Source organism: Crossiella sp. NPDC003009 (assembly GCF_053591555.1).
Map to the genome: position 1 here is coordinate 17,295 of NZ_JBSFUA010000048.1, position 19,205 is coordinate 36,499.

Annotated in this window: 16 protein-coding genes; 2 read left to right on the forward strand and 14 right to left on the reverse strand. The window is 70.9% G+C overall.

Going from position 1 to position 19,205, the window contains the following annotated elements; genetic code table 11:
* Positions 1-44 precede the first annotated feature (44 nt).
* Both ACWDY5_RS33935 and ispG read right to left on the reverse strand, forming a co-directional pair.
* On the reverse strand, positions 45-1,088 hold the full coding sequence (locus tag ACWDY5_RS33935) for a terpene synthase family protein (protein WP_449726226.1): 1,044 nt from the start codon (positions 1,086-1,088) through the stop codon (positions 45-47).
* Entirely contained in the window at positions 1,085-2,191 is a 1,107-nt protein-coding gene (gene ispG, locus ACWDY5_RS33940; protein ID WP_449726268.1) for a flavodoxin-dependent (E)-4-hydroxy-3-methylbut-2-enyl-diphosphate synthase, read from the reverse strand. Before ispG ends, ACWDY5_RS33935 begins: the two co-directional genes overlap by 4 nt.
* A gap of 463 nt (positions 2,192-2,654) precedes the next feature.
* Here ispG and ACWDY5_RS33945 point away from each other — a divergent pair, with 463 nt between their 5' ends.
* Positions 2,655-6,311 (forward strand): S8 family peptidase, encoded by a 3,657-nt coding sequence (locus ACWDY5_RS33945; RefSeq protein ID WP_449726227.1) that lies wholly within the window; start codon positions 2,655-2,657, stop codon positions 6,309-6,311.
* Positions 6,312-6,358: 47 nt separating this feature from the next.
* Here ACWDY5_RS33945 and ACWDY5_RS33950 read toward each other — a convergent pair whose 3' ends face one another.
* Together ACWDY5_RS33950 and ACWDY5_RS33955 are read right to left on the reverse strand one after the other, a co-directional pair.
* Positions 6,359-8,017 (reverse strand): catalase, encoded by a 1,659-nt coding sequence (locus ACWDY5_RS33950; RefSeq protein WP_449726228.1) that lies wholly within the window; start codon positions 8,015-8,017, stop codon positions 6,359-6,361.
* A 65-nt stretch (positions 8,018-8,082) separates the two neighbouring features.
* On the reverse strand, positions 8,083-8,946 hold the full coding sequence (locus ACWDY5_RS33955; RefSeq protein ID WP_449726229.1) for a manganese catalase family protein: 864 nt from the start codon (positions 8,944-8,946) through the stop codon (positions 8,083-8,085).
* Positions 8,947-9,054: 108 nt separating this feature from the next.
* Here ACWDY5_RS33955 and ACWDY5_RS33960 point away from each other — a divergent pair, with 108 nt between their 5' ends.
* Entirely contained in the window at positions 9,055-9,714 is a 660-nt protein-coding gene (locus tag ACWDY5_RS33960; protein ID WP_449726230.1) for an AfsR/SARP family transcriptional regulator, read from the forward strand.
* A gap of 50 nt (positions 9,715-9,764) precedes the next feature.
* Here the strand turns inward: ACWDY5_RS33960 and ACWDY5_RS33965 are convergent, their stop codons facing one another.
* The 10 genes from ACWDY5_RS33965 to ACWDY5_RS34010 all read right to left on the reverse strand — a co-directional run bounded on the left by ACWDY5_RS33965 (position 9,765) and on the right by ACWDY5_RS34010 (position 19,198).
* Complete coding sequence (locus ACWDY5_RS33965) at positions 9,765-10,373, reverse strand: hypothetical protein (protein WP_449726231.1); 609 nt, start codon at positions 10,371-10,373, stop codon at positions 9,765-9,767.
* Positions 10,374-10,417: 44 nt separating this feature from the next.
* Positions 10,418-11,053 (reverse strand): DUF6801 domain-containing protein, encoded by a 636-nt coding sequence (locus ACWDY5_RS33970; RefSeq protein WP_449726232.1) that lies wholly within the window; start codon positions 11,051-11,053, stop codon positions 10,418-10,420.
* Between the two features lie 208 nt (positions 11,054-11,261).
* Positions 11,262-12,008, reverse strand: a complete 747-nt coding sequence (locus tag ACWDY5_RS33975; protein ID WP_449726233.1) for a hypothetical protein — start codon at positions 12,006-12,008, stop codon at positions 11,262-11,264.
* Between the two features lie 11 nt (positions 12,009-12,019).
* Positions 12,020-12,553, reverse strand: a complete 534-nt coding sequence (locus ACWDY5_RS33980) for a hypothetical protein (RefSeq protein ID WP_449726234.1) — start codon at positions 12,551-12,553, stop codon at positions 12,020-12,022.
* Positions 12,550-13,764: an MCE family protein gene (locus tag ACWDY5_RS33985; protein WP_449726235.1), complete on the reverse strand. Its 1,215-nt coding sequence runs from the start codon at positions 13,762-13,764 to the stop codon at positions 12,550-12,552. The genes ACWDY5_RS33980 and ACWDY5_RS33985 overlap by 4 nt, the downstream gene beginning before the upstream one ends.
* Positions 13,764-14,861, reverse strand: coding sequence for an MCE family protein (locus tag ACWDY5_RS33990; RefSeq protein WP_449726236.1), 1,098 nt, complete (start codon positions 14,859-14,861; stop codon positions 13,764-13,766). Before ACWDY5_RS33990 ends, ACWDY5_RS33985 begins: the two co-directional genes overlap by 1 nt.
* Positions 14,861-15,949 (reverse strand): MCE family protein, encoded by a 1,089-nt coding sequence (locus ACWDY5_RS33995; protein ID WP_449726237.1) that lies wholly within the window; start codon positions 15,947-15,949, stop codon positions 14,861-14,863. The genes ACWDY5_RS33990 and ACWDY5_RS33995 overlap by 1 nt, the downstream gene beginning before the upstream one ends.
* Positions 15,946-16,935 (reverse strand): MCE family protein, encoded by a 990-nt coding sequence (locus ACWDY5_RS34000; RefSeq protein ID WP_449726238.1) that lies wholly within the window; start codon positions 16,933-16,935, stop codon positions 15,946-15,948. Before ACWDY5_RS34000 ends, ACWDY5_RS33995 begins: the two co-directional genes overlap by 4 nt.
* Entirely contained in the window at positions 16,932-17,951 is a 1,020-nt protein-coding gene (locus ACWDY5_RS34005) for an MCE family protein (RefSeq protein WP_449726239.1), read from the reverse strand. The genes ACWDY5_RS34000 and ACWDY5_RS34005 overlap by 4 nt, the downstream gene beginning before the upstream one ends.
* Positions 17,948-19,198: an MCE family protein gene (locus ACWDY5_RS34010; RefSeq protein WP_449726240.1), complete on the reverse strand. Its 1,251-nt coding sequence runs from the start codon at positions 19,196-19,198 to the stop codon at positions 17,948-17,950. The genes ACWDY5_RS34005 and ACWDY5_RS34010 overlap by 4 nt, the downstream gene beginning before the upstream one ends.
* Between the last annotated feature and the right edge of the window lie 7 nt (positions 19,199-19,205).

The window sequence follows — 19,205 nt, forward strand, 5'->3', positions numbered from 1 at the left end:
TCGTCGCGGTCAGCACCGCCGTGACCGGCAAGGCGAGCCGTGCGTCATTCCCGCAGCTCGTCCCACCACCAGGCCACCGTCGGGTAAGGCAGCGGCTCCGGACTCGGGTCCAGCGGCGCCTGCGACCAGCCTGGGCTGCCCAGCCCCTGGTAGCGCGGTACCCGCAGGGCCCAGTCGATGTTGCCTCTGATCCCGTGCCCCAGACAGTCAACATAGGACCGCAGTGGCGCGGACCCACCCCGCCGCACCCGTTCCGCCAGCCGCAGGAACAGGCTCATCAGCCGGTCCCTGATGCCCACCGCGGCCAGCACCGCCTCCTCCAGGGAGCGCTCGGACCCGGTGCGCAGCACGGTGACCAGGTTCTGCTCGGTCTGGCCCAGCAACCTTTCCTTGCGGTAGGAGTGCAGGTCGTTGTCCAGCGCGGCCACCATGCTGGCGCAGTCGGTGAGGGCACGGACCCGTGGTGAGTCCAGTTCGGACGAGGGCACCTCCTCGCCGAGGCCGATCTCCAGCATGGCCATGGTAGGCGGGCCGCCGCTGGTGCCCAGGCGCATGCTCAGGTACTCGTCCAGGCCGGGCATCCGGCCGGTGGCGCGGTTGGCCACCTGCCAGGCCACCGCGAACAGCCAGCGGCGGTGCGCCTCGGTGAAGCGGCGGACCTGGGTCGGGGTGGCGCAGCCGCGGAAGCGGGCGCCGATGTCGTGCAGGGCAAGGGCGTACGGGTCGGTCAGGCCGGTGCGCGCCGGATTCTCCAGCGCCTGCTGGACTTTCGCCGCCTCGGGCAGGAACTGGGCCGGGTTGGCGGAGAGGACGCCGGTGTCGCAGCGGACGTCGTCGAAGGCGAAGCCCCAGTACACCCACAGCGTCGCGGCCAGCACGTTGTGGGTGGCGCCCGTGGGCACAAAACGGCAGAAGAACTCGGCGCTGCGGGTGCCGAGCAGACGTGTGCGCGACACCCCCGGCAGGGCCATCCGGTCCAGCCAGGCCACGGCGCGCTGCTCGATGTCGGCGACCGCGGGGTGCACGGCCGGTTCGATCGGGCAGTAGCACGGCAGCAGCTCGAAGTCCTGTTCCAGCGGCTGGGTCACTCGCGTTCCACCGCCATCCGCTCGGCCAGCGCCAGCGCCTCCTCGATCAGGGTCTCCGCGATCCGGTGCTCCGGCACCGTCTTGATCACCTTGCCCTTGACGAAGATCTGGCCCTTGCCGTTGCCGGAGGCCACCCCGAGATCGGCCTCCCTCGCCTCGCCAGGCCCGTTGACCACACAGCCCATCACCGCGACCCGCAGCGGCACCGACATGCCCTCCAGGGCCGCGGTCACCTCCTCGGCGAGCCGGTACACATCCACCTGCGCGCGCCCGCAGGACGGGCAGGAGACGATCTCCAGTCCGCGTTCCCGCAACCCGAGGGACTCCAGGATCCCGATGCCCACCTTGACTTCCTCCACCGGCGGCGCGGACAGCGAGACCCGGATGGTGTCGCCGATGCCCTCGCCGAGCAGCGCGCCGAAGGCCGCCGCGGACTTGATGGTGCCCTGGAAGGCCGGCCCGGCCTCGGTGACGCCCAGGTGCAGCGGGTAGTCGCACTGGGCGGCGAGCTGGCGGTAGGCGTTGACCATGACCACCGGGTCGTGGTGCTTGACCGAGAGCTTCAGGTCGGTGAACCCGTGCTCCTCGAACAGCGAGCACTCCCACAACGCCGAGGCGACCAGCGCCTCCGGGGTGGCCTTGCCGTACTTGCGCAGCAACCGCTCGTCCAGCGAACCGGCGTTGACCCCGATCCGGATCGGCACGCCCGCCGCGCCCGCGGCCTTGGCGATCTCGCCGACCCGGTCGTCGAACTGGCGGATGTTGCCGGGGTTGACCCGCACCGCGGCGCAGCCGGCGTCGATCGCGGCGAAGACGTACTTCGGCTGGAAGTGGATGTCGGCGATGACCGGCAGCGGGGACTTGCGCGCGATGGCGGGCAGCGCGTCCGCGTCGTCCTGGCTGGGCACCGCGACCCGGACCAGCTGACAACCGGCCGCGGTCAGCTCGGCGATCTGCTGCAGGGTCGCGTTGACGTCCGCGGTCGGGGTGGTGGTCATGGACTGCACGCTGATCGGCGCGTCGCCGCCGACCTGGACCGCGCCCACGCGCAGCGCGCGGGTCCGCCTGCGCCGGGCGAGCGGGACCGGCGGGCGGACCGGCATTCCGAGGGGCACAGCGGACACGAATTCCTCCTTGGCCGCCGATGCGCGGAATGCGCGACGACGGGACTACTGGCGGGGAAGAGGGATCGATCGAATGACGCCTGTGGCCGGACGGCAGGGAGCCTAAGTCACGAACTCGGCAGGTCAGCGAGTTGCCGGGCGCGTTCACACGAATTCGTGATGACTCACTCGTTCGCCGCGGACTGGGCCGTTCGGGGCGCGGTCCGGTGCCGTACATCGCGCGAATGGCCGCAGTACACCGTGGTTTTCCCGGCTGGCCGGCCGCTGACCGCGACCGCCCACCCTGCTGGATGTCAGGCTGCCGTTGGAATTGCGGACTACTGGTTACCCTGAGCGAAAAGACCAGGGAAGAATCAGGGTCCGAAGCGACTTTCGTCTGCTCTTTGTGCGGCTTTTTGTCAATGCGCTACCGCACACGTGATGAAGCTGAAACATAAAGCACATGCGACATCCCGGGAAGAGAACGCTGCCGGTCGCCGCGCTGGCGACCGCACTGCTGGCACTGGGCGTGCCCGCCCTCGCCGACCCCGCCCCGCCCGGCCCGCCGCCGGGCGGAGCCGCCGGCGGCGGGCTGCGGACCATCACACTGATCACCGGTGACCAGGTGCACGTGGACGAGCGCGGCCGTCCGGTGCACGTCGAGGCCGGACCGGAGCGGACCGGCACCGCCTTCCGCAGCTGGACCGAGCAGGGCCAGTGGCAGGTGCGGCCCAGCGACGCTGAGGCGCCGGTGCGGGCAGGCCGGGTGGACCCCCGGCTGTTCAACATCAGCCTGCTGCTGGACTCCGGCTACGAGGACGCCAAGCGTCAGGACGTGCCGCTGCTGCTGGCCGGGGACGGCACCCGTTCCGCGCCCAGCGCGCTGGCGGGCACCACCCGGACCAGGGAGCTGCCCGCGCTGGGCCTGACCGCGGTGTCCGCGCCCAAGAACACCGCGGTCCGCACCTGGAACACGGTCAAGGAACAGGCCCGCGCACGCGCCACCGGCAAGGTGTGGCTGAACGCGACGCTGAAGTACACCCTGCATGAAAGCGTGCCGCTGATCGGCGCGCCTGCCGCCTGGCAGGCCGGGCACACCGCCAAGGACGTGCCGGTGGCGGTGCTGGACAGCGGCATCGACGTGGACCACCCGGACTTCGCCGGGGTGCTCAAGCAGGCCAAGGACTTCTCGAACTCCCCGCACGGCATCAAGGACACCATCGGTCACGGCACGCACGTCTCCTCCATCGTCGCGGGCAGCGGCGCGGCCGGTGGCGGCAAGCAGGTCGGCGTGGCCAAGGACGCCAAGCTGCTCTTCGGCAAGGTCGGCGACTTCGGCCCCACCGAGGACGCCGCGCTGGCCGGGATGACCTGGGCCGCGGCCGAGCACAAGGCCAAGGCGGTGAACATGAGCTTCGGGCTCCGGCAGACCCAGCCGGATCCGGTGAGCGAGGCCATCACCCGCCTCTCCGCCGAGCACGGCACGCTGTTCGTGATCGCGGCGGGCAACAGCGGCGAGCAGGAGCCGGTCGGCCACCCGGCGACCGCGGACGCCGCGCTCGCGGTGGCCAGCTCCACCAAGGACGGCAGGCTCAGCGACTTCTCCTCGCGCGGCCCGCGGGCCGGGGACTACGGGCTCAAGCCGGAGATCGCCGCGCCGGGCGGCGAGATCCTGGCCGCCAAGGCCTACCCCGGGGGCGGCGAGCGGTACCAGGCGATGTCGGGCACCTCGATGGCCGCCCCGCACGTGACCGGCGCGGCCGCGGTGCTGGCCGGGGCGCACCCGGACTGGAGCGCGGCCCGGCTGAAGGCGGCGCTGATGAGCACCGCCAAACCGCTGGCCGGGGTGTCCGTGCACGGCCAGGGCGCCGGCGTGGTCGACCTGGACCGCGCCACCAGGCAGCAGGTGACCGCGGAGACCGGTGGACTCTCCCTGGGCTACTTCAAGTGGCCGCACCAGGGTCAGCAGCCCGCGAGCAAGGACGTGGTGTACCGCAACGACGGCGACACCCCGGTCACCCTCGACCTGGCGCTGTCCATTGTGGACAAACAGGGCGGCGCGCCGGATCCCGGTCAGTTCTTACTGAGCACCCAGCGGATCACGGTGCCCGCCAAGGGAACCGAGAAGGTCAGTCTCACCGTGGACCCCGGCAGGCGGATCGGCCTCTACGGCGGCTGGCTCACCGCGACCGCCGGGGACGTGGTGGTGCGCACCGCGGTCAGCTCCTACGTGGAGGAGGAGCGCTACGACCTGACCGTGAAGGTCACCGGCCGGGACGGCAAGCCGGTCACCGCCGAGCGCGAGGCCGAGCTCACCGTGACCGACCTGCGGGACGGCACCAGCCAGCAGCTGGCGATCAGCGAGGAGGGCGTGGCCACCGTGCGCGCCGCCAAGGGCGACTACCAGCTCAGCAGCACCATCAAGGAGTACGACCAGCGCGGGGTCGAGCAGGGCGACCCGGTCTCGCTCACCCAGCAGGTCGCGCCAAAACTGCGGCTGGACAAGGACATCACGCTCAACGCCGACGCGCGCACCGCGAAGCGGGTGGAGGTGGAGCTGGACGATCCGAGCCTGCGGATCACCGGGATCGAGCTGAGCGCGGTCTCCGGCGGCAAGTCCCCGGCCCTGTTCCCGCCCTTCACCGACACCGACGCGCCGGTCTACCTCGGCTCGCTCGGCGGCTCGGCCGCGGACTTCCGGCACCTGACCCACGTGACCGCCGCCCGCCCGGAGATCAGCGCGCACCTAGTTGCCCCGCAACGCCTTCCGCTCGGCCTGTGGCGCAACCGGTCCTCGCCGCAGCTGCTCGGCGAGCACACCCTGCCGGTAGTGGACGTCAAGGCGGGCGACCCGGCGGACCTGGCGGGCAAGGACCTCAAGGACAAGCTGGCCCTGCTGACCCCGCCGGTCCGGGAGGACGCCTTCGACCGGATCACCGCGGTGGCCAAGGCGGGCGCGAAGGCGGTGCTGCTGGTCGAGCCCAGCCGGGTGCGCCCGCAGACCAAGCTGCCGCTCCCGGTGCTCGGCAGCACCGAACACCGCCTCACCACCCTGCGCGAGCTGCTGGCCAAGGGCCCGGTGTCGATGCGGCTCAACGGCATCGCCACCAGCCCGGTCAGCTACGACCTGGCCTTCACCAGCTCCGGCACCATGGCCGAGGGCGGCAAGCTACGCGCGCACCGGCACCAGCTGAGCCGGATCGAGGCCACCTACCGCGAGGACGGCATCAACAGCACCTTCCGGCCCAGCTGGCGACCGGGCCTGGACGGTCCGGCAGCCGCGGAGATCCCGGACAGCTACCCCTTCCGCGAGGGCGCGCCGCCGGTGCCGGCCGGGGCCACCCGCACCGAGTACGTGACGCCGGGCTGGTGGCGCAAGCACAGCGAGCTGGGCAACGGTTTCGACCGCGCCTCCGGTGGTGACAGCAGGCAGTTCGACCTGGCGGCCACCCGGTTCACCCGGCACGGCGCCCAGCGCGTGGACTACAACGCCGGTCCGTTCGCGGCCAGGCCCGGCGGCGGCCACGGTGGCGCCGCCCGTCGAGGTGACGAGCTGATGGCCAACGTGAACCTCTTCGTGCCGCAGGGGAACCCGGCGCAGTACGCACGGCAGGCCTACCAGTCGGTCACCGGCGAGACCACGTTGTCCAGCGGTGGCACCGAGATCGGCCGCACCCAGCAGCCCGGCAACGGGCACTGGCGGGTTCCGGCCGGTCCGGCCACCTTCGAGCTGAGCGCCAAGGCGACCTACGGGGACCGGCAGGCCGAGGCGGGCTGGACCTTCCGCTCCGACACCGCGGCCGAACTGCGCCACCTGCGCCTGCTGTACGTGACGCCGAACCTCGGCCTGGACCGGGACAACACCGCCAAGGCCGGGAAACCGCTACCAGTCACGGTGTCCACGCACCACGGCGAGGGCGAGACCAAGGCGACCCTGGAGGTCAGCCTGGACGGCGCGAGCTGGCAGCCGGTACCGCTGCGCAAGACGGGCGCGGGCTGGACCGGCCTGCTGCCCGCGCTGGGCAAGGCCGGCGACAAGGTGTCGCTGCGGCTGACCGCCGAGGACGCCGCCGGCGCCAAGGCGCACCAGACGCTGCGCCAGGCCTACACCCTGCGCTGAGCCGGAAAGCCGTGCGGGCCGGTCGTTTCCGGCCCGCACGGCAGCGCTCAGCCGGCGGGCTGGTACCGCTGGTTGGGCACGCAGTGGGTCATGGTGAGCCCGTCCACCGGCCGCGGCCCGTTCTTGCCCAGCCGGGACAACCGTTCCCGGTCCTCCTCGGAAAGGTCCTGGCTCGCCAGCGGTTCCAGATCCGCCACATCCGCGGGCGCGATGCCCAGACCCTCGCCGACCCGCAGTCCGAGCTCGTCCTCCACCAGCAGGAAGTGCCACACCATCCGCTCCTGGATGGCCCGCTCGCACTGTCCCAGCTGGTCGATCAGGTTGTGCACCAGGTCGTCCCGCTCCCACTGCTCCATCAGCCGGAACCGCTGCCCCGCCTGGAGGTAGTCGTTGGTGCGCGGGATCCGCTTGCGGGTCACCCTGCCGGTGATCTCCGGCCCCTGCTCGTCGTGGGTCGGGTACTCCGCCTCGCGCAGGCCGCCGGTGATCGAGGGCTCGTAGTTCACGTGCGGGTTCTCCCCCGCCGCGTCCACCCGGTAGGTCATCGCGCCGTCCCGCTGGTTGGTGCGCACCTGCGCGTTGCGGGCCTGGTTGACCGGCAGCTGCAGGTAGTTCGGGCCGACCCGGTAGCGCTGGGTGTCGCTGTAGGAGAACGTGCGGCCCACCAGCATCTTGTCGTCGGAGAAGTCCAGGCCGTCCACCAGCACCCCGGTGCCGAAGGAGATCTGCTCGTTCTCGGCGAAGTTGTCCGATACCGGGCGGTCCAGCACCATCCGCCCCACCGGCAGCGCGGGGAACTCCTGTTCCGGCCACACCTTGGTGTCGTCAAGCGGGTCGAAGTCCAGCTCGGGGTGCTCCTCGTCGGTCATCAGCTGCACCAGCAGCTCCCACTCCGGGTAGTCGCCTGACTCGATGGCGTCCCGCAGGTCCTTGGTGGCATGGCCGAGTTCATTGGCCTGCACCACGGCCGCGTCCGCCGCGGTCATGCTCTTGACCCCGCACTTGGGCATCCAGTGGTACTTCACCAGGTGCGTGCGCCCGTCGGCGTCGACCCACTTGTAGGTGTTCACGCCGAAGCCCTGCATGTGCCGGTAGTCCGCCGGGATTCCCCTGGGGCTGAACAGGTTCACCAGCATGTGCATGGCCTCCGGGGTCTGCGACATGAAGTCGAAGATCCGGTTCGGCTCCTGCCGGAAGGTCACCGGGTCGGGCTTGAGCGCGTGGATGACGTCCGGGAACTTGATCGCGTCCCTGATGAAGAACACCGCCAGGTTGTTGCCGACCAGGTCCCAGTTGCCGTCCTCGGTGTAGAACTTCACCGCGAACCCGCGCGGGTCCCGGGCGGCCTCGGAGGAGTCCCGGCCGCCGATCACGGTGGAGAAGCGCACCGCGACCTCGGTGCGCTTGCCCGGCTCGGCGAACAGCTTCGCCCTGGTGTACCGGGAGATCGGCTCCTCGCCCCACTTGCCGTAGGCCTCGAAGTAGCCGAAGGCGGTGGTGCCCCTGGCGTGCACCACCCGCTCCGGGATCCGCTCCCGGTCGAAATGGCTGATCTTCTCCAGGAACTGGTAGTTCTCCAGCGTGGCCGGTCCGCGCGCGCCGACCGTGCGCTGGTTCTGGTTGTCGTACACCGGATGGCCCTGCCGGTTGGTCAGCACCGGGCGCTCATCGCCCGGCCCGGACCCCTTGCTCGCCACGTCGGTCATCGCGGTCACCCTCTCCTCTGGCACGATCCTGCCGCGCTCGGGGTACCCGGACCGGGCGCATCCACTCAGGTCAGCTTGTCGATCGCCCGATCGATGAGCTTCAGGTTGGCCGGCGAGGTGGCGTAGAGCAGCGGGTTCGGCTTCGGCGCCGAGGCGGGACCGCCCAGGGGCTCCGGATGCTCCAGGTAGCCCATCTGGTGGGTGCCGTCCGGCGCGACACCGCTCGCCCACGGCCCCTCCGCGGACTCCTGGCCCTCGGAGAGGTTCCATAACGTGCCCGCGTGCTCGACCTCCTCCTCGTCGAAGAGGTCGTTGGGCACCACGGTGCCCTCCAGCCCCTCCTCCTTGAGCTGCTCGATCGCGGCCAGCCACATGTTCTGGTGCGCGGTGTCGCGGGCCAGGTTGAACTTCAGCATCGCGCGCACGCCGGGGTCGTCGCTCATGTGGTAGAGCCGGGCGGTCTGCAACCGGCCCTGGGCCTCGGCGGCCACGTTGGCCCGGAAGTCGGCGAGCAGGTTGCCGCTGGCCACGATGTAGCGGCCGTTCCACGGGTAGCCGTTGCTGTCGGCCAGCAGCGGGCCGCCACCGGCCACGATGGCCTGCTGCGGGTCCATGCCACCGATCACCGCGGCCAGCACCGGGTCGTTCTCCACGGCCTTGGCGGTGACCTCGGACGGGGCGCCCTCCAGCAGCCGGGCGATCATGGTGGAGATCATCTCCACGTGCCCGATCTCCTCGGTGGCGATGTCCAGGATCAGGTCCTTGTACTTGCCCTCCATCCGGCAGTTCCAGCCCTGGAACAGGTACTGCATGGTCACCGTCATCTCGCCGTACGCGCCGCCGACCAGCTCCTGGAGCTTGCGGGCGTAGTGCGGGTCCGGGGCGCTGGGCTTGGCCTCGAACTGCAGTCGCTTGCTGTGGTAGAACATCGCGCTCCCTACTCTGCTCGGGTCATCCCCGACGCTAGGCAGGGCCCGTCACCACGACGTCACCGCGAACCCGCGTTTCCGTGGCGGGGCAACGGGAATCCCGCCGCCGTGCCAGCCTCTCTCCAGCTGCTCGGTCAGTTCGCACTGCACGACGACCGGCCGCTGTCCACCACCCCCGTCTGCCGCAGGCTGCTCGCCTATCTGGCGCTGCGCGCGCACCCGGTCAGCAGAGCGGCCACCGCGGCCCAGCTGTGGCCGGACCTACCGGCGCAGCGGGCACACGCCAGCCTGCGCACCACGCTGTGGCGGCTGGCCGGGCGGGAGCTGGTGTGCGCGGGGCCCAGCGAGCTGGCGCTGGTCGGGACCGTGCGGGTGGATGTGCGGGAGGCGCGCAGGCTGGCCGGGAACCCGGAGGCCGACATGACGCTGTTCGAGCGGGACCTGCTGCCGGACTGGCCGGAGGACTGGCTGCTGCTGGACCGCGAGTGGTTCCACGAGCTGCGGCTGCGCGCGCTGGAGGCGCTGGGCGAGGCGCACCTGCGCCAGGGCAGGCCGGTGCCTGCCTGGGCGGCGGCCACCGCGGTGGTGCGGGCCGAGCCGCTGCGGGAGAGCGGGCACCGGCTGCTGCTGCGGCTGCACTTGGCCGAGGGCAACGCGGCGGCGGCGCTGCGGCACTACGAGGGGTTCCGGCGGCAGCTGCGGGCCGAGCTGCGGGTCTCGCCCTCGCCCCGGCTGCACCGGCTGATCGCGCCGCTGTTGCGCGGTTGAGCCGCCCCTGACCGACGACGGCGGTCAGGGGCGGCTCGGTCAGCGGGCGGTCAGACCACGCGCTTGAGGTTGAGGCTGATGGTGTTGTCCGGACCCGGGATCATGAAGTTGATCAGCAGCTCGGCCAGGTGGCAGTTGCTGAACTCCGGAATGGTGTAGGCGCCGCTGAGCTTGCCGCCGGTGAGCGGGTTGAAGCCCGGCTCGCTGGTCAGGTCGATCTGCATCGGGACCTTGCTCTGGCACTTGTCCCCGACCGGGTAAGGAATGCCGCCGGCCTTCACATCGCTCAGCCGCAGCACCACCTGGGAGCTGGAGGTCACCACTCCGCGCACGATCTTGCCGGTGGTCTGCCCCTGCGGCAGGAACTCGATCGTCGCGGTGACCGGGATCAGGCCGAAGACCTTGAACTCCGAGTGCGCCGGCGGCAGCGTCAGGTCACCCTTGATGTCCCCGGTGGCCGCGTTGAGGTCGACCGACAGCGCGCCCGGCCCCAGCGGCAGGGTCGAGCCGGTCTTCTTGACCACGCTCTGCCCCTCCACCGAATAGTTGATTTTCACCGCCGGACCGGCGGGCTCGGCCGCCGCGCCACCGGCGAAGGTGACAACTCCGATCAGGGCCACCGCGAGCACCCGTAACGCCGACTTACCCGATCTCCTCATGGACATTCCCTCCACGGATCGAACTACGGAATTCGCATTCGCGCTTACCTGGCGGCGGTAACCGGAATCTTGGCCAGCAGCGGGTCCTGCCCGGCGTCCTGCTTGCAGGCCAGGTCGAAGGTGCCCAGCTCGGTGGGCGAGCCGTCGGCCTTGCGCGGGGTGAGCTTGGAGACGTGGTCGCCCACGCTGACCCCGATGTGGCCGGGCGCGCGCACGCCGATCCCGGGCACCGGGCCGCGGGCCACCGTGACCAGGTCGCCGGTCTTGGGCACCGGGGTGCTCGGGATGCGCAGGCCGGGCAGGGTGACGTCGATCAGCGCCCCGTTGGCGTCCACCGCGAGCATCGCCTCGGCGTCGCCCTCGATGGTCTCGGCCTCGAACAGCAGCAGGGCCTGGGCGGTCGCCTCGGGCACGGTGATGGTCGCGGAGAAGTTGGTGGTGCGCATGAGCTCGCCGACCTTGACCGTCTCCGGCATGGTGACGTCGATCTTGGTGGTCAGCTGGGACGGGCCGATCAGCGGGAACTCGCAGGTGTAGGTGAGGGTCTTGGTGATCGGCCCGCTGGCGGCGGCCGGCGCGCTCGCCCCGGCGTCGGCGACCGCGCCGGTCAGCACCAGTGCGGCGGCGCCGAGGACGGCGGCGGCTCGTCGGGACAACCGTGCGGAGATTGCGGCTCTCATGTCGAACGTCTCCTTTGACATCGAATCTCAGAGAGGGAACGGCTGATCCGCGGATGCCGCACAACTTGCGACGAATCGGAGCCTACTCGCAAGTAGGTAACGTCACAAGAAATTCACTGACCCTTCTGTGAACCGATCACAGAAACGTACTCCGGTGATAATTCAAGCCGACTGGCGACGGTGTCGTTTTGTCATCTGAATGCAGTCCTCAGCGCGGTTGTAGTTCGGTGATCAACCATTTTTCGCCGGTGCGGCGGGCGGTGACGCCGAGCTGGGCGGCCGAGGCGGAGGTCTGGTTGTTGTCGCCGCGGGTGGCGGTCTGGTCCAGGAAGACCAGCAGCACCGCCCGGTCGGCCGACAACTCCCGGACCCCGGTGGTGACCGCCTTGGTGGACAGCACCAGCTTCTGCTGCGGGGCCTGCTCGCGCACCTGGGCGAACAGCGCGTCGTACTGCGCCCGCGCGGCGTCCACCAGCACCTCGGCCGCGGCCGCCTCGGTGCTCGCGGTGTCGTCGTGCCGGTAGGAGAACACCCGGCGCAGCGCCTCGGCCACCTGCCCGGAGACCTCGGCCGTGGCCGGTCCGTTGACCAGGGCCTGGTTGCGCGCGGCCGCGCTGTCGCTGCTCCGCCAGCCCTGCACCAGGAAGAACCCGGCCAGCAGCGCGAGGGCGACGGTGAGCGCGACCAGCCAGCGCCCCGCCCGGGCTGGCCGGGACCGGACCCGTTCCGCGACAACAGGTTCGGCCCCGGCCTCAACCGCCGCGGTGGCTTCGTCGGCCACTGCGGCAGCCCCGGTCGCCCGAGCAGCGCCAGCCACCGGGGCAGCGCGGGTCCCCTTCTCTTCCAGCGCGCCGGTGTCGCCGGCCTGGCCGGGCCGCGCGGGGTGCGTGGTGCGGGTGCCGGCCACCGCGGGCCTGCGGCGGTGCGGGGCGGTGGCGCGTCGGGTGGGAGCCATCAGAGGTCCTTTCAGGAGGCCGCGACCGGGACCGGACCGAGCCCGCTGAGCTTCCAGCCGGTCTCGGTGCGGGTCAGCTCGGCCTGGAACCGGTTGCGCTTGGTGGTGGCCGCGGCCCCGTCCGGGGCGACCTCGATCTCCACCGCGGCGATCAGCTTCGCCTTGCCCGCGCGGTCGTCCAGCTCGGTGACGGCGGCGTCGGTGACCCGCCCGGTGGTGATCGTCTTGGTCTCCTCGATTTGTTTCTTGCTGCTGGCCCCGGTGTTGCGCAGCTCCTCGTGCAGCGCGCCGGTGGAGGTCTCCAGCCAGCGGCGCATGCCCTCGTCCACCCGCCGGTAGTCCAGGCTGTTGAACTCCGCCACCGCCCGCTCCCCCGCGGTGCGCACCTGCTCACGCAGCTCGGCGAACTTGACGCCGTCGTCCTCGGCGGCGGCGTACCACCACCAGCCCGACCCGGCGGCCAGCAGCGCGGCGGCCACCGCGAGGATCAGGTGCAACCGCAACGGGTTCCGGCGTGCGGTGGCCGGTTCGTCAGTCTCGCTCATCGGTTTCCTCCCGGCAGGCCGAGCAAGCCGCCAAGGGTGGCGGTGTCCGGGCTGAGGCTCTCCAGCTGTGCGGGTTGCCAGTTCGAGGTGGCGGCGGTGACCTTGCCGCCCTTGGGCGCGTTCTGCGATCCGCGCACGCTGCTGGGGTGGCCGCGCGGCAGGGTGCAGGCGGCCTGGGTGTTGAGGGGCTTGCCAGGGGTGGTGACCAGGCCGTTGCGGTACTCGGTGCCCTCGTAGCCCTGGGTGCAGGGCAGCGGGTTGAAGTAGGTGACGGTCATGCCGAAGTGCGCGCCGTCGGCGCGGGCCACGGTGCTGCCCGCGGCGACCGCGGCCGGCGCGGTGAACAGCAGCTGCTCCAGCCCGGCGTTGCGGGTGACCATGACGTTGGCCGTGGTGAGCAGGTTCGCGATGACCACGCCGAGGTTCGGCCCGGTCTCCCGCAGCACGGCGGAGACCTGGCCGGAGACCGGCGGCACCGCGGCCACCACCTTGCGGAAGTCGCCGTCGGACTCGCGGAACTGCTGGGCCAGCAGCTTGGCGTTGCGGGTGAGGTCCTTGAGCGCCTGGGACTGCTCGGCTTGGGTGTCCAGCACGGTGCGCCCGTCGGTGAACAGCTGCTTGGTCTGCGGCAGGTGCTCGATCGCGGCCTCGGTGAAGGAACCCGCGGAGTCCAGGATCTGCTGGAGGTTGCGGCCGGAGTCGGTGAACGCGGTGCCCAGCTCGTCCACCACGGTGCGCAGCGACTTGGTGGGCACGGAGGACACCAGGCCGTCCACCGCGGCCAGCACGTGCTCCACCGGCTTGGGAATCCTGGTGTCGCTCTGGCCGATCACCGAGCCCTGGGCCAGGTACGGGCCGCCGTCGCGGCGCGGGCGCAGGTCCACGAACTGCTCGCCGACCGCGGACCGGTTGCTCACCACGGCTTGCGCGTCGGCCGGCACCTGGGGGCCGCCGTCGTCCAGGATCAGGTCGACCTCCACGCCGCGGGCGGTCAGCCGCAGCGGGCCGACCCGGCCGATCGGCACGCCGCGGTAGGTGACCTCGGCGTTGGTGAAGATGCCGCCGGAGTCGGCCAGCTGCACCCGCACGGTGTAGCCGGCGTAGCCGAACCAGCGGTCCAGTCCGGCGTAGCGGGCGCCCACGTAGGACACCCCGACCAGGGCGACCAGCACGAAGATGCCGATCTGCCAGCGAATCCGCGCGGAGAGCATCAGCGCACCCCCGTCGAGATGGCGGGCACGCCGTCCACCGGCGGCAGCGGCAGCACCGGTTTCGCCGCGTCCGGTTTCGACTCGGTCCGCTGCTGTTGTCGCTGCGCCTCGGGTCCGGCGTTCTCCGCGTGCAGGGTGAGGTAGGTGTTGAGGTAGTCGCCCTTGATCGCGTTGAGCGCGGCGTCCGGGAACGGGTAGGTGAACAGGATCTCCAGCGACTGCGGCAGGTTCTGCCCCGCCTCCACCAGCCGTTGCAGGATCGGTTGCAGCGCCTTGAGGTCGGCCACGAAGTCGTCCTTGCTGCGCCGCACGGTGTCCACCGCGACCTTGCCCATCTTGTCCAGCGCGGCCAGCATCGCCACCATCGACTCGCGCTGCTCGTGGAAGACCTGCAGGCCGGGGCCGAGGTCGGTGATGGCCTTGTCGATCTGCCCGGTCCGCCCGGCCAGCACGGTGTTGAGCCGGTTCATCCCGTCCAGGGCCTTGGTCAGGCTCTCCTTGTTCTGATCCAGCTGGGTGACGAACTTGTCCATTGTGGACAGCAGTGCCTTGAGCTGGGCCTCGTTGCCGTCGAAGGCCGAGGCCAGCTCGCGGCTGATGTCCCGCAGCTGCTGCACGCCACCGCCGTTGAGCAGCAACGACAACGCGCCGAAGACCTCTTCCACCTCGGGGTTGCGGTTGGTGCGGCTGACCGGGATCACCGCCCCGTCGGCCAGCACCGCGGTGTCCGCGCCCTGCTCCGCGGGCCGGGCCAGCTCCACGTACTTCTCGCCCAGCAGGCTGGACTGCCGCAACCTGGCCAGTGCCGCGGCGGGCAGCTTCACCTGTCCGTTGACCGCGACCGTGACGTCCACGGTGCGCCCGTCCTCGGCCAGCTCGATCCGCTCCACCTTGCCCACCGCGACGTCGTTGACCTTCACCGCGGCCTGCGGCACCAGGTCCAGCACGTCCCGGAACTGAGCGGTGACCCGGTACGGCCGCTCGCCGAGGTCCGCGCCGCCGGGCAGCGGCAGGTTGTACAGCCCGTCGAACCCGCCGACGCCGCACCCGGTGGCCAGCAGGGCGACCGCGCTCAAGGCAGCAATCCGTTTGCGCATCACCGATCTCCTGCCGGGAGGGTGTGCAGGTCGCCGACCACCGGCAGCGGCAGCACGGGCAGCTTCTTGGCGTCCGCGCCCGCGCTGACCGGGACCAGGCGGGTCTTGGCCCTCGGCGAGAGCTCGAGCAGGTTGACCCGCCCGTCGATGACCCGCTGCTCCGGGTTGTAGGCGTTGAGCAGGTTGGTCATGGCCAGCGGGGCCACGTCCAGCGCCTCGGCCAGTGCGGAGCGCTGGTCGGCCAGCACCTTGGTGATGCCGGTGAGCTTGTCCACTGTGGACTTGACCCGGCCGCGGTGCTCGCCGATGAACTCGCCGACCTGGCCGAGCGCGGCGGGCAGCTCGGCCAGCGCGGCGCGCAGCGCGTCCCGGTCGGCGGCCAGGAAGCGGGTGACCTCGGCCAGCTGTTGTTCGGCCGCGACCACCTGGTTGTCGTTGCGGGCCAGCATGCCGGTGAACTTGGCCAGGTTGTCCACGGTGCCGAACATGTCCTGCTGCGAGCCGTCCAGGGTCTTGGCGGCCTGGCCGAGGTCGCGGAACAGCTTGTTCAGCGCGGCCCCGTTGCCCTCCAGGTTGGCCGCGCCGGTCTCCAGCAGGCTGGACAGCGCGCCCTCCTTGTTGGCCCCGTTGGGTCCCAGCGCGGTGGCCAGCTTCTCCATGCTCTCGTAGAGCTGGTCCAGCTCCACCGGACTGGCGGTGCGCTCGACCGGGATCACCGCGCCGTCGGCCAGGGTTGGCCCGCCGCGGTAGACCGGGGCGAGCTGGAGGTAGCGGTCGGAGACCAGGCTGGGCGCGACCGAGACCACCTTGGCCTCCGCCGGCGCCTTCACCCCACTGTCCAAAGTGAACTCAACGCGGACCCGTTGTCCCTGCGGCTCAACGGAGTCGATGGTGCCGACCCGCACGCCGAGCATCCGCACGTCGGATCCGGCGTACACGCCGACGGCGGCGGCGAACCAGGCGGTGGCCCGCACCCGTTCGGCGCTGCCGCGCCACCACCACACCCCGGCCACCCCGGCGACCAGGGCGAGCACCGCCACCCCGATCAGCACCCGGGTTCCCTTGCCACGACTGCGGAACCAGCTCACTTGCCGCCTCCCTTGGGTGGCACGCAGCCCTCTTCGCCGGAGACCGGCGCGAGCAGGCCGCACATGTAGCTGTCCACCCACCGGCCGTTGCCGGCCGCGTTGTTGATCAGCCGGTAGTACGGCCCGGACAGCGAGAGCGCCTTGTTCAGGTTGTCCTGGTTGCGCTGCAACACCTCGGCCACCTTGTCCAGCCGGTCCAGCGCGGGCCCGAACTGAGCCTTGTTGTCCTGTACCAGCCCGGTCAGCTCCCTGGACAGGTCGCGGATGCCGGTGAGCAGCTTGCTGATCGCCTCCCGCCGGTTGCGCACCTCCTCCAGGAGCTTGTTGCCGTCGGCGAGCAGGGTGGCGATCTGCTCGTTGCGGTCGCTGAGCGTCTGAGTGATCTTGCGGCTGTTCTCCAGCACCTTGGCCAGCTCCAGGTCCCTGGAGGCGATGGTGGTGGACAGCGCGGACATCCCGTCCAGTGCCTTGCGCACGTGCTCCGGCGAGTCGCGGAAGGTCTCCGAGAGCACCGTGAAGCTCTGCGCGAGCTGCTGGGTGTCGATCTGGCCGATGGTGTCGGTCAGCCCCTGGAAGGCGTCGCTGATGTCGAACGGGGTGCTGGTGCGCTCCTTGGGGATCGGCGTGTCGCCGTCCAGGCTGCCGCCGCCCTGCGGGTCCAGCGCCAGGTACTTCTGGCCCAGCAGCGTCTTGATCCGGATGGACGCGCCGGTCTTGTCGCCGAGCTCCACGCCGGAGACCTTGAACCGCACCGCGACCCGGTCCCCGGCCAGCTCCACCGCGCTGACCGTGCCGACCTTGAGTCCGGAGACCCTGACCTCGTCGTCGGGCTTGATCCCGGCGGCCTCGGTGAACTCCGCGGTGTAGCTGGAGCCGCCGATCATCGGCAGGTCCTCGAAGAAGAAGGTGGCCAGCACCGCGATCCCGATCGTGGTCAGGCCTGCCAGGCCGACGGTGACCGGGTTGCGTTCCCGGAAGGGCTTCATCCCTTGCACCTTTCGTGGGTGAGCGGGATCCCGACCGGCGGCCCGCCGGGCGCGGGGGGCACCCCTGGCGCGGAGGCCGAGCAGAGGAAGAAGTTGAGCCAGGAACCGTAGGAGCCGATCCGGCCGATCGCCTCGAACTTGGTGGGCAGCCGGTCCAGGAACTCCGTGAGCAGCTTCGGTTGCTCCATCAGGTTCCCGGACAGCGCGCCGAGTCCGGCGATGTCGGCCTTGAGCGGGGCGCGCGCCTTGTTCAGCAGGTCCGCGGTGGCCCCGGTCAGCTCGGACATCGAGCCGATCGCCTCGCCGATCGGCTTGCGGTCCGCGGCCAGCCCGCTGACCAGCCGCTGCATGGTGCCGATCAGGTTCGCCAGCTGGTCGCCACGGGAGTTGACCGTGGTGAGCACGGTGTTCAGGTTGTTGATCAGGTCGCCGATCACCTTGTCCTTGGCCGCGATGGTCGAGGTGAGCGAGGCGGTGCGGGCGAGCAGGCTGTCCACCGTGCCGCCTTCGCCTTGCAGCACCTGGACGATCTCGTAGGACAGCTTGTTCACGTCATCGGGGTTCAGCGCCTGGAACAGCGGCTTGAACCCGTTGAACAGCAGGGTGAGATCCAGCGCGGGCGTGGTGCGCTCCAACGGGATCTGCCCCTCCGGCGGCAGGGTCGCGGTGGTGCCGGCGCCCTGGTCCAGGGCCAGGTAGCGCTGGCCGACCAGGTTGCGGTAGCGGATGGCGGCGGTGGCCGAGGCGAAGATCCGCCGCCTGCCCTCGACGGAGAACTGCACCTCGACCACCCCCCGGCCGGCCAGTCGCAGTCCCTCGACCTTGCCGACCCGGACCCCGGACATGCGCACGTCGTCGCCCTCGTTGAGCGAGGTCACGTCGGCGAAGCGCGCGGTGTAGAAGTTCGCGCCCACCGCGGTGGTGTTGGAGATGGTCACCGCGAGCAGGGCGGTGACCAGCACGGTGAGCACGGCGAAAACGCTGAACTTGAGCAGTGGCGCGGTGATTCCCTTCACTTCAGGGTCACCTCCGTTCCCCGGTAGATCGCGCCGAGCAGCACGCCGCTCCAGGACGGCACCGCATCGGGGGTGCGGCCGAGCGCGGGCGCGAGCAGCTGGGCGAGCAGTTGGCTCTCCTGCGGCGAGTTGGCCAGGCCGAGGTCGGCGGTGTCCCCGCTGACCGGCAGCGCGACCGTCTTGCCGCTGCTGGGCGGGGTGCCGAAGGGGTAGCAGCGCGGGCCGCCGCGGGCGTGGTAGACCGGATCGTCCTTGCCCGGCTTGTACTCCCCGCGCGAGGGCACCGGGTGCAGGTGCACCTTCAGGCCCGGCCGGTCGGTGCCCGCGCCGAACGCGGAGTTCATCACCGACTTGAACTTGGTGAGCGTGTCGGCCATGCAGGGCCAGGCGGGCGAGTACTTGGCCATCGTCTCCAGGGTGGTCCTGCTGGCGTCGGAGAGCCGGATCACGTTGTCCTTGTTGGCGCGCAGGAAGCCGCCGAGGTCGTTGGCGGTGGCGCCCAGGCTGCGGTACAGCAGTTTCAGGTTCTCCCGCTGCTCGACGAAGGTCTTGGTGGTGACGGTGAGGTCGCTGAGCGCGTCCAGGGCGTCCGGGATCGCGGTGCTGTAGGTGTCGGCCACCTTGACCAGCTCGCGCATGCCCTCGGTGAGCGCGGGCACCTCGGGGTTGATCTCGGTGAGGTAGTGCTCCAGCCGCACCAGGTTCTGCCCGAGCGCCTTGCCCCGGTTGGCCAGGGCGGCCGACATCGCGCCGAGGGTGACCGAGAGCTTGTGCGGCTGCACCGCCTCCAGCATCGGCATCAGGTTGGCCAGCAGGCGTTCCAGCTCGATCGCGGTGGCCGAGCGGTCCTGCCCGATCACGTCGCCGGCGCCGAGGGTGTCGCCGGTTCCGTTGTCCGGCAACATCAACGCGACGTAGCGCTCACCGAAGAGGGTCTTGGGCAGCAGCCGGGCGGAGACGCCCTTGGGGATGAGCTCCAGCTTGTCCGGCTGCATGGCCAGCTCCAGCTCGGCGCCCTCGCCGCGGCTGGAGATGCGTTTCACCGAGCCGACCACCAGTCCGCGCACCTTCACGTCGGACTCGGTCATCAGCTGGTTGCCCACGTGGTCGGTGCGCAGCAGCACGCTCACCGCGGAGCTGAAGTCGCCGCGGTAGACCGCGACGGTCAGGCCGAGCAGCAGCGAGATGATCACCAGGAACAGCAGGCCGAGCAGGCGGCCCCTGAGCACGTGCGGGTTCGACGGCATCGGCGGG

Excerpts from the sequence above, each read along its gene's own strand:
- ACWDY5_RS34000 (WP_449726238.1), bottom strand. The coding sequence starts at position 16,935 with ATGAAGCCCTTCCGGGAACGCAACCCGGTCACCGTCGGCCTGGCAGGC.
- ACWDY5_RS34010 (WP_449726240.1), bottom strand. The coding sequence starts at position 19,198 with ATGCCGTCGAACCCGCACGTGCTCAGGGGCCGCCTGCTCGGCCTGCTG.
- ACWDY5_RS33950 (WP_449726228.1), bottom strand. The coding sequence starts at position 8,017 with ATGACCGACGTGGCGAGCAAGGGGTCCGGGCCGGGCGATGAGCGCCCG.
- ACWDY5_RS33945 (WP_449726227.1), top strand. The coding sequence starts at position 2,655 with ATGCGACATCCCGGGAAGAGAACGCTGCCGGTCGCCGCGCTGGCGACC.
- ispG (WP_449726268.1), bottom strand. The coding sequence starts at position 2,191 with ATGCCGGTCCGCCCGCCGGTCCCGCTCGCCCGGCGCAGGCGGACCCGC.
- ACWDY5_RS33980 (WP_449726234.1), bottom strand. The coding sequence starts at position 12,553 with ATGAGCGAGACTGACGAACCGGCCACCGCACGCCGGAACCCGTTGCGG.
- ACWDY5_RS33990 (WP_449726236.1), bottom strand. The coding sequence starts at position 14,861 with ATGCGCAAACGGATTGCTGCCTTGAGCGCGGTCGCCCTGCTGGCCACC.
- ACWDY5_RS33965 (WP_449726231.1), bottom strand. The coding sequence starts at position 10,373 with ATGAGGAGATCGGGTAAGTCGGCGTTACGGGTGCTCGCGGTGGCCCTG.
- ACWDY5_RS33955 (WP_449726229.1), bottom strand. The coding sequence starts at position 8,946 with ATGTTCTACCACAGCAAGCGACTGCAGTTCGAGGCCAAGCCCAGCGCC.
- ACWDY5_RS33975 (WP_449726233.1), bottom strand. The coding sequence starts at position 12,008 with ATGGCTCCCACCCGACGCGCCACCGCCCCGCACCGCCGCAGGCCCGCG.
- ACWDY5_RS33985 (WP_449726235.1), bottom strand. The coding sequence starts at position 13,764 with ATGCTCTCCGCGCGGATTCGCTGGCAGATCGGCATCTTCGTGCTGGTC.
- ACWDY5_RS33970 (WP_449726232.1), bottom strand. The coding sequence starts at position 11,053 with ATGAGAGCCGCAATCTCCGCACGGTTGTCCCGACGAGCCGCCGCCGTC.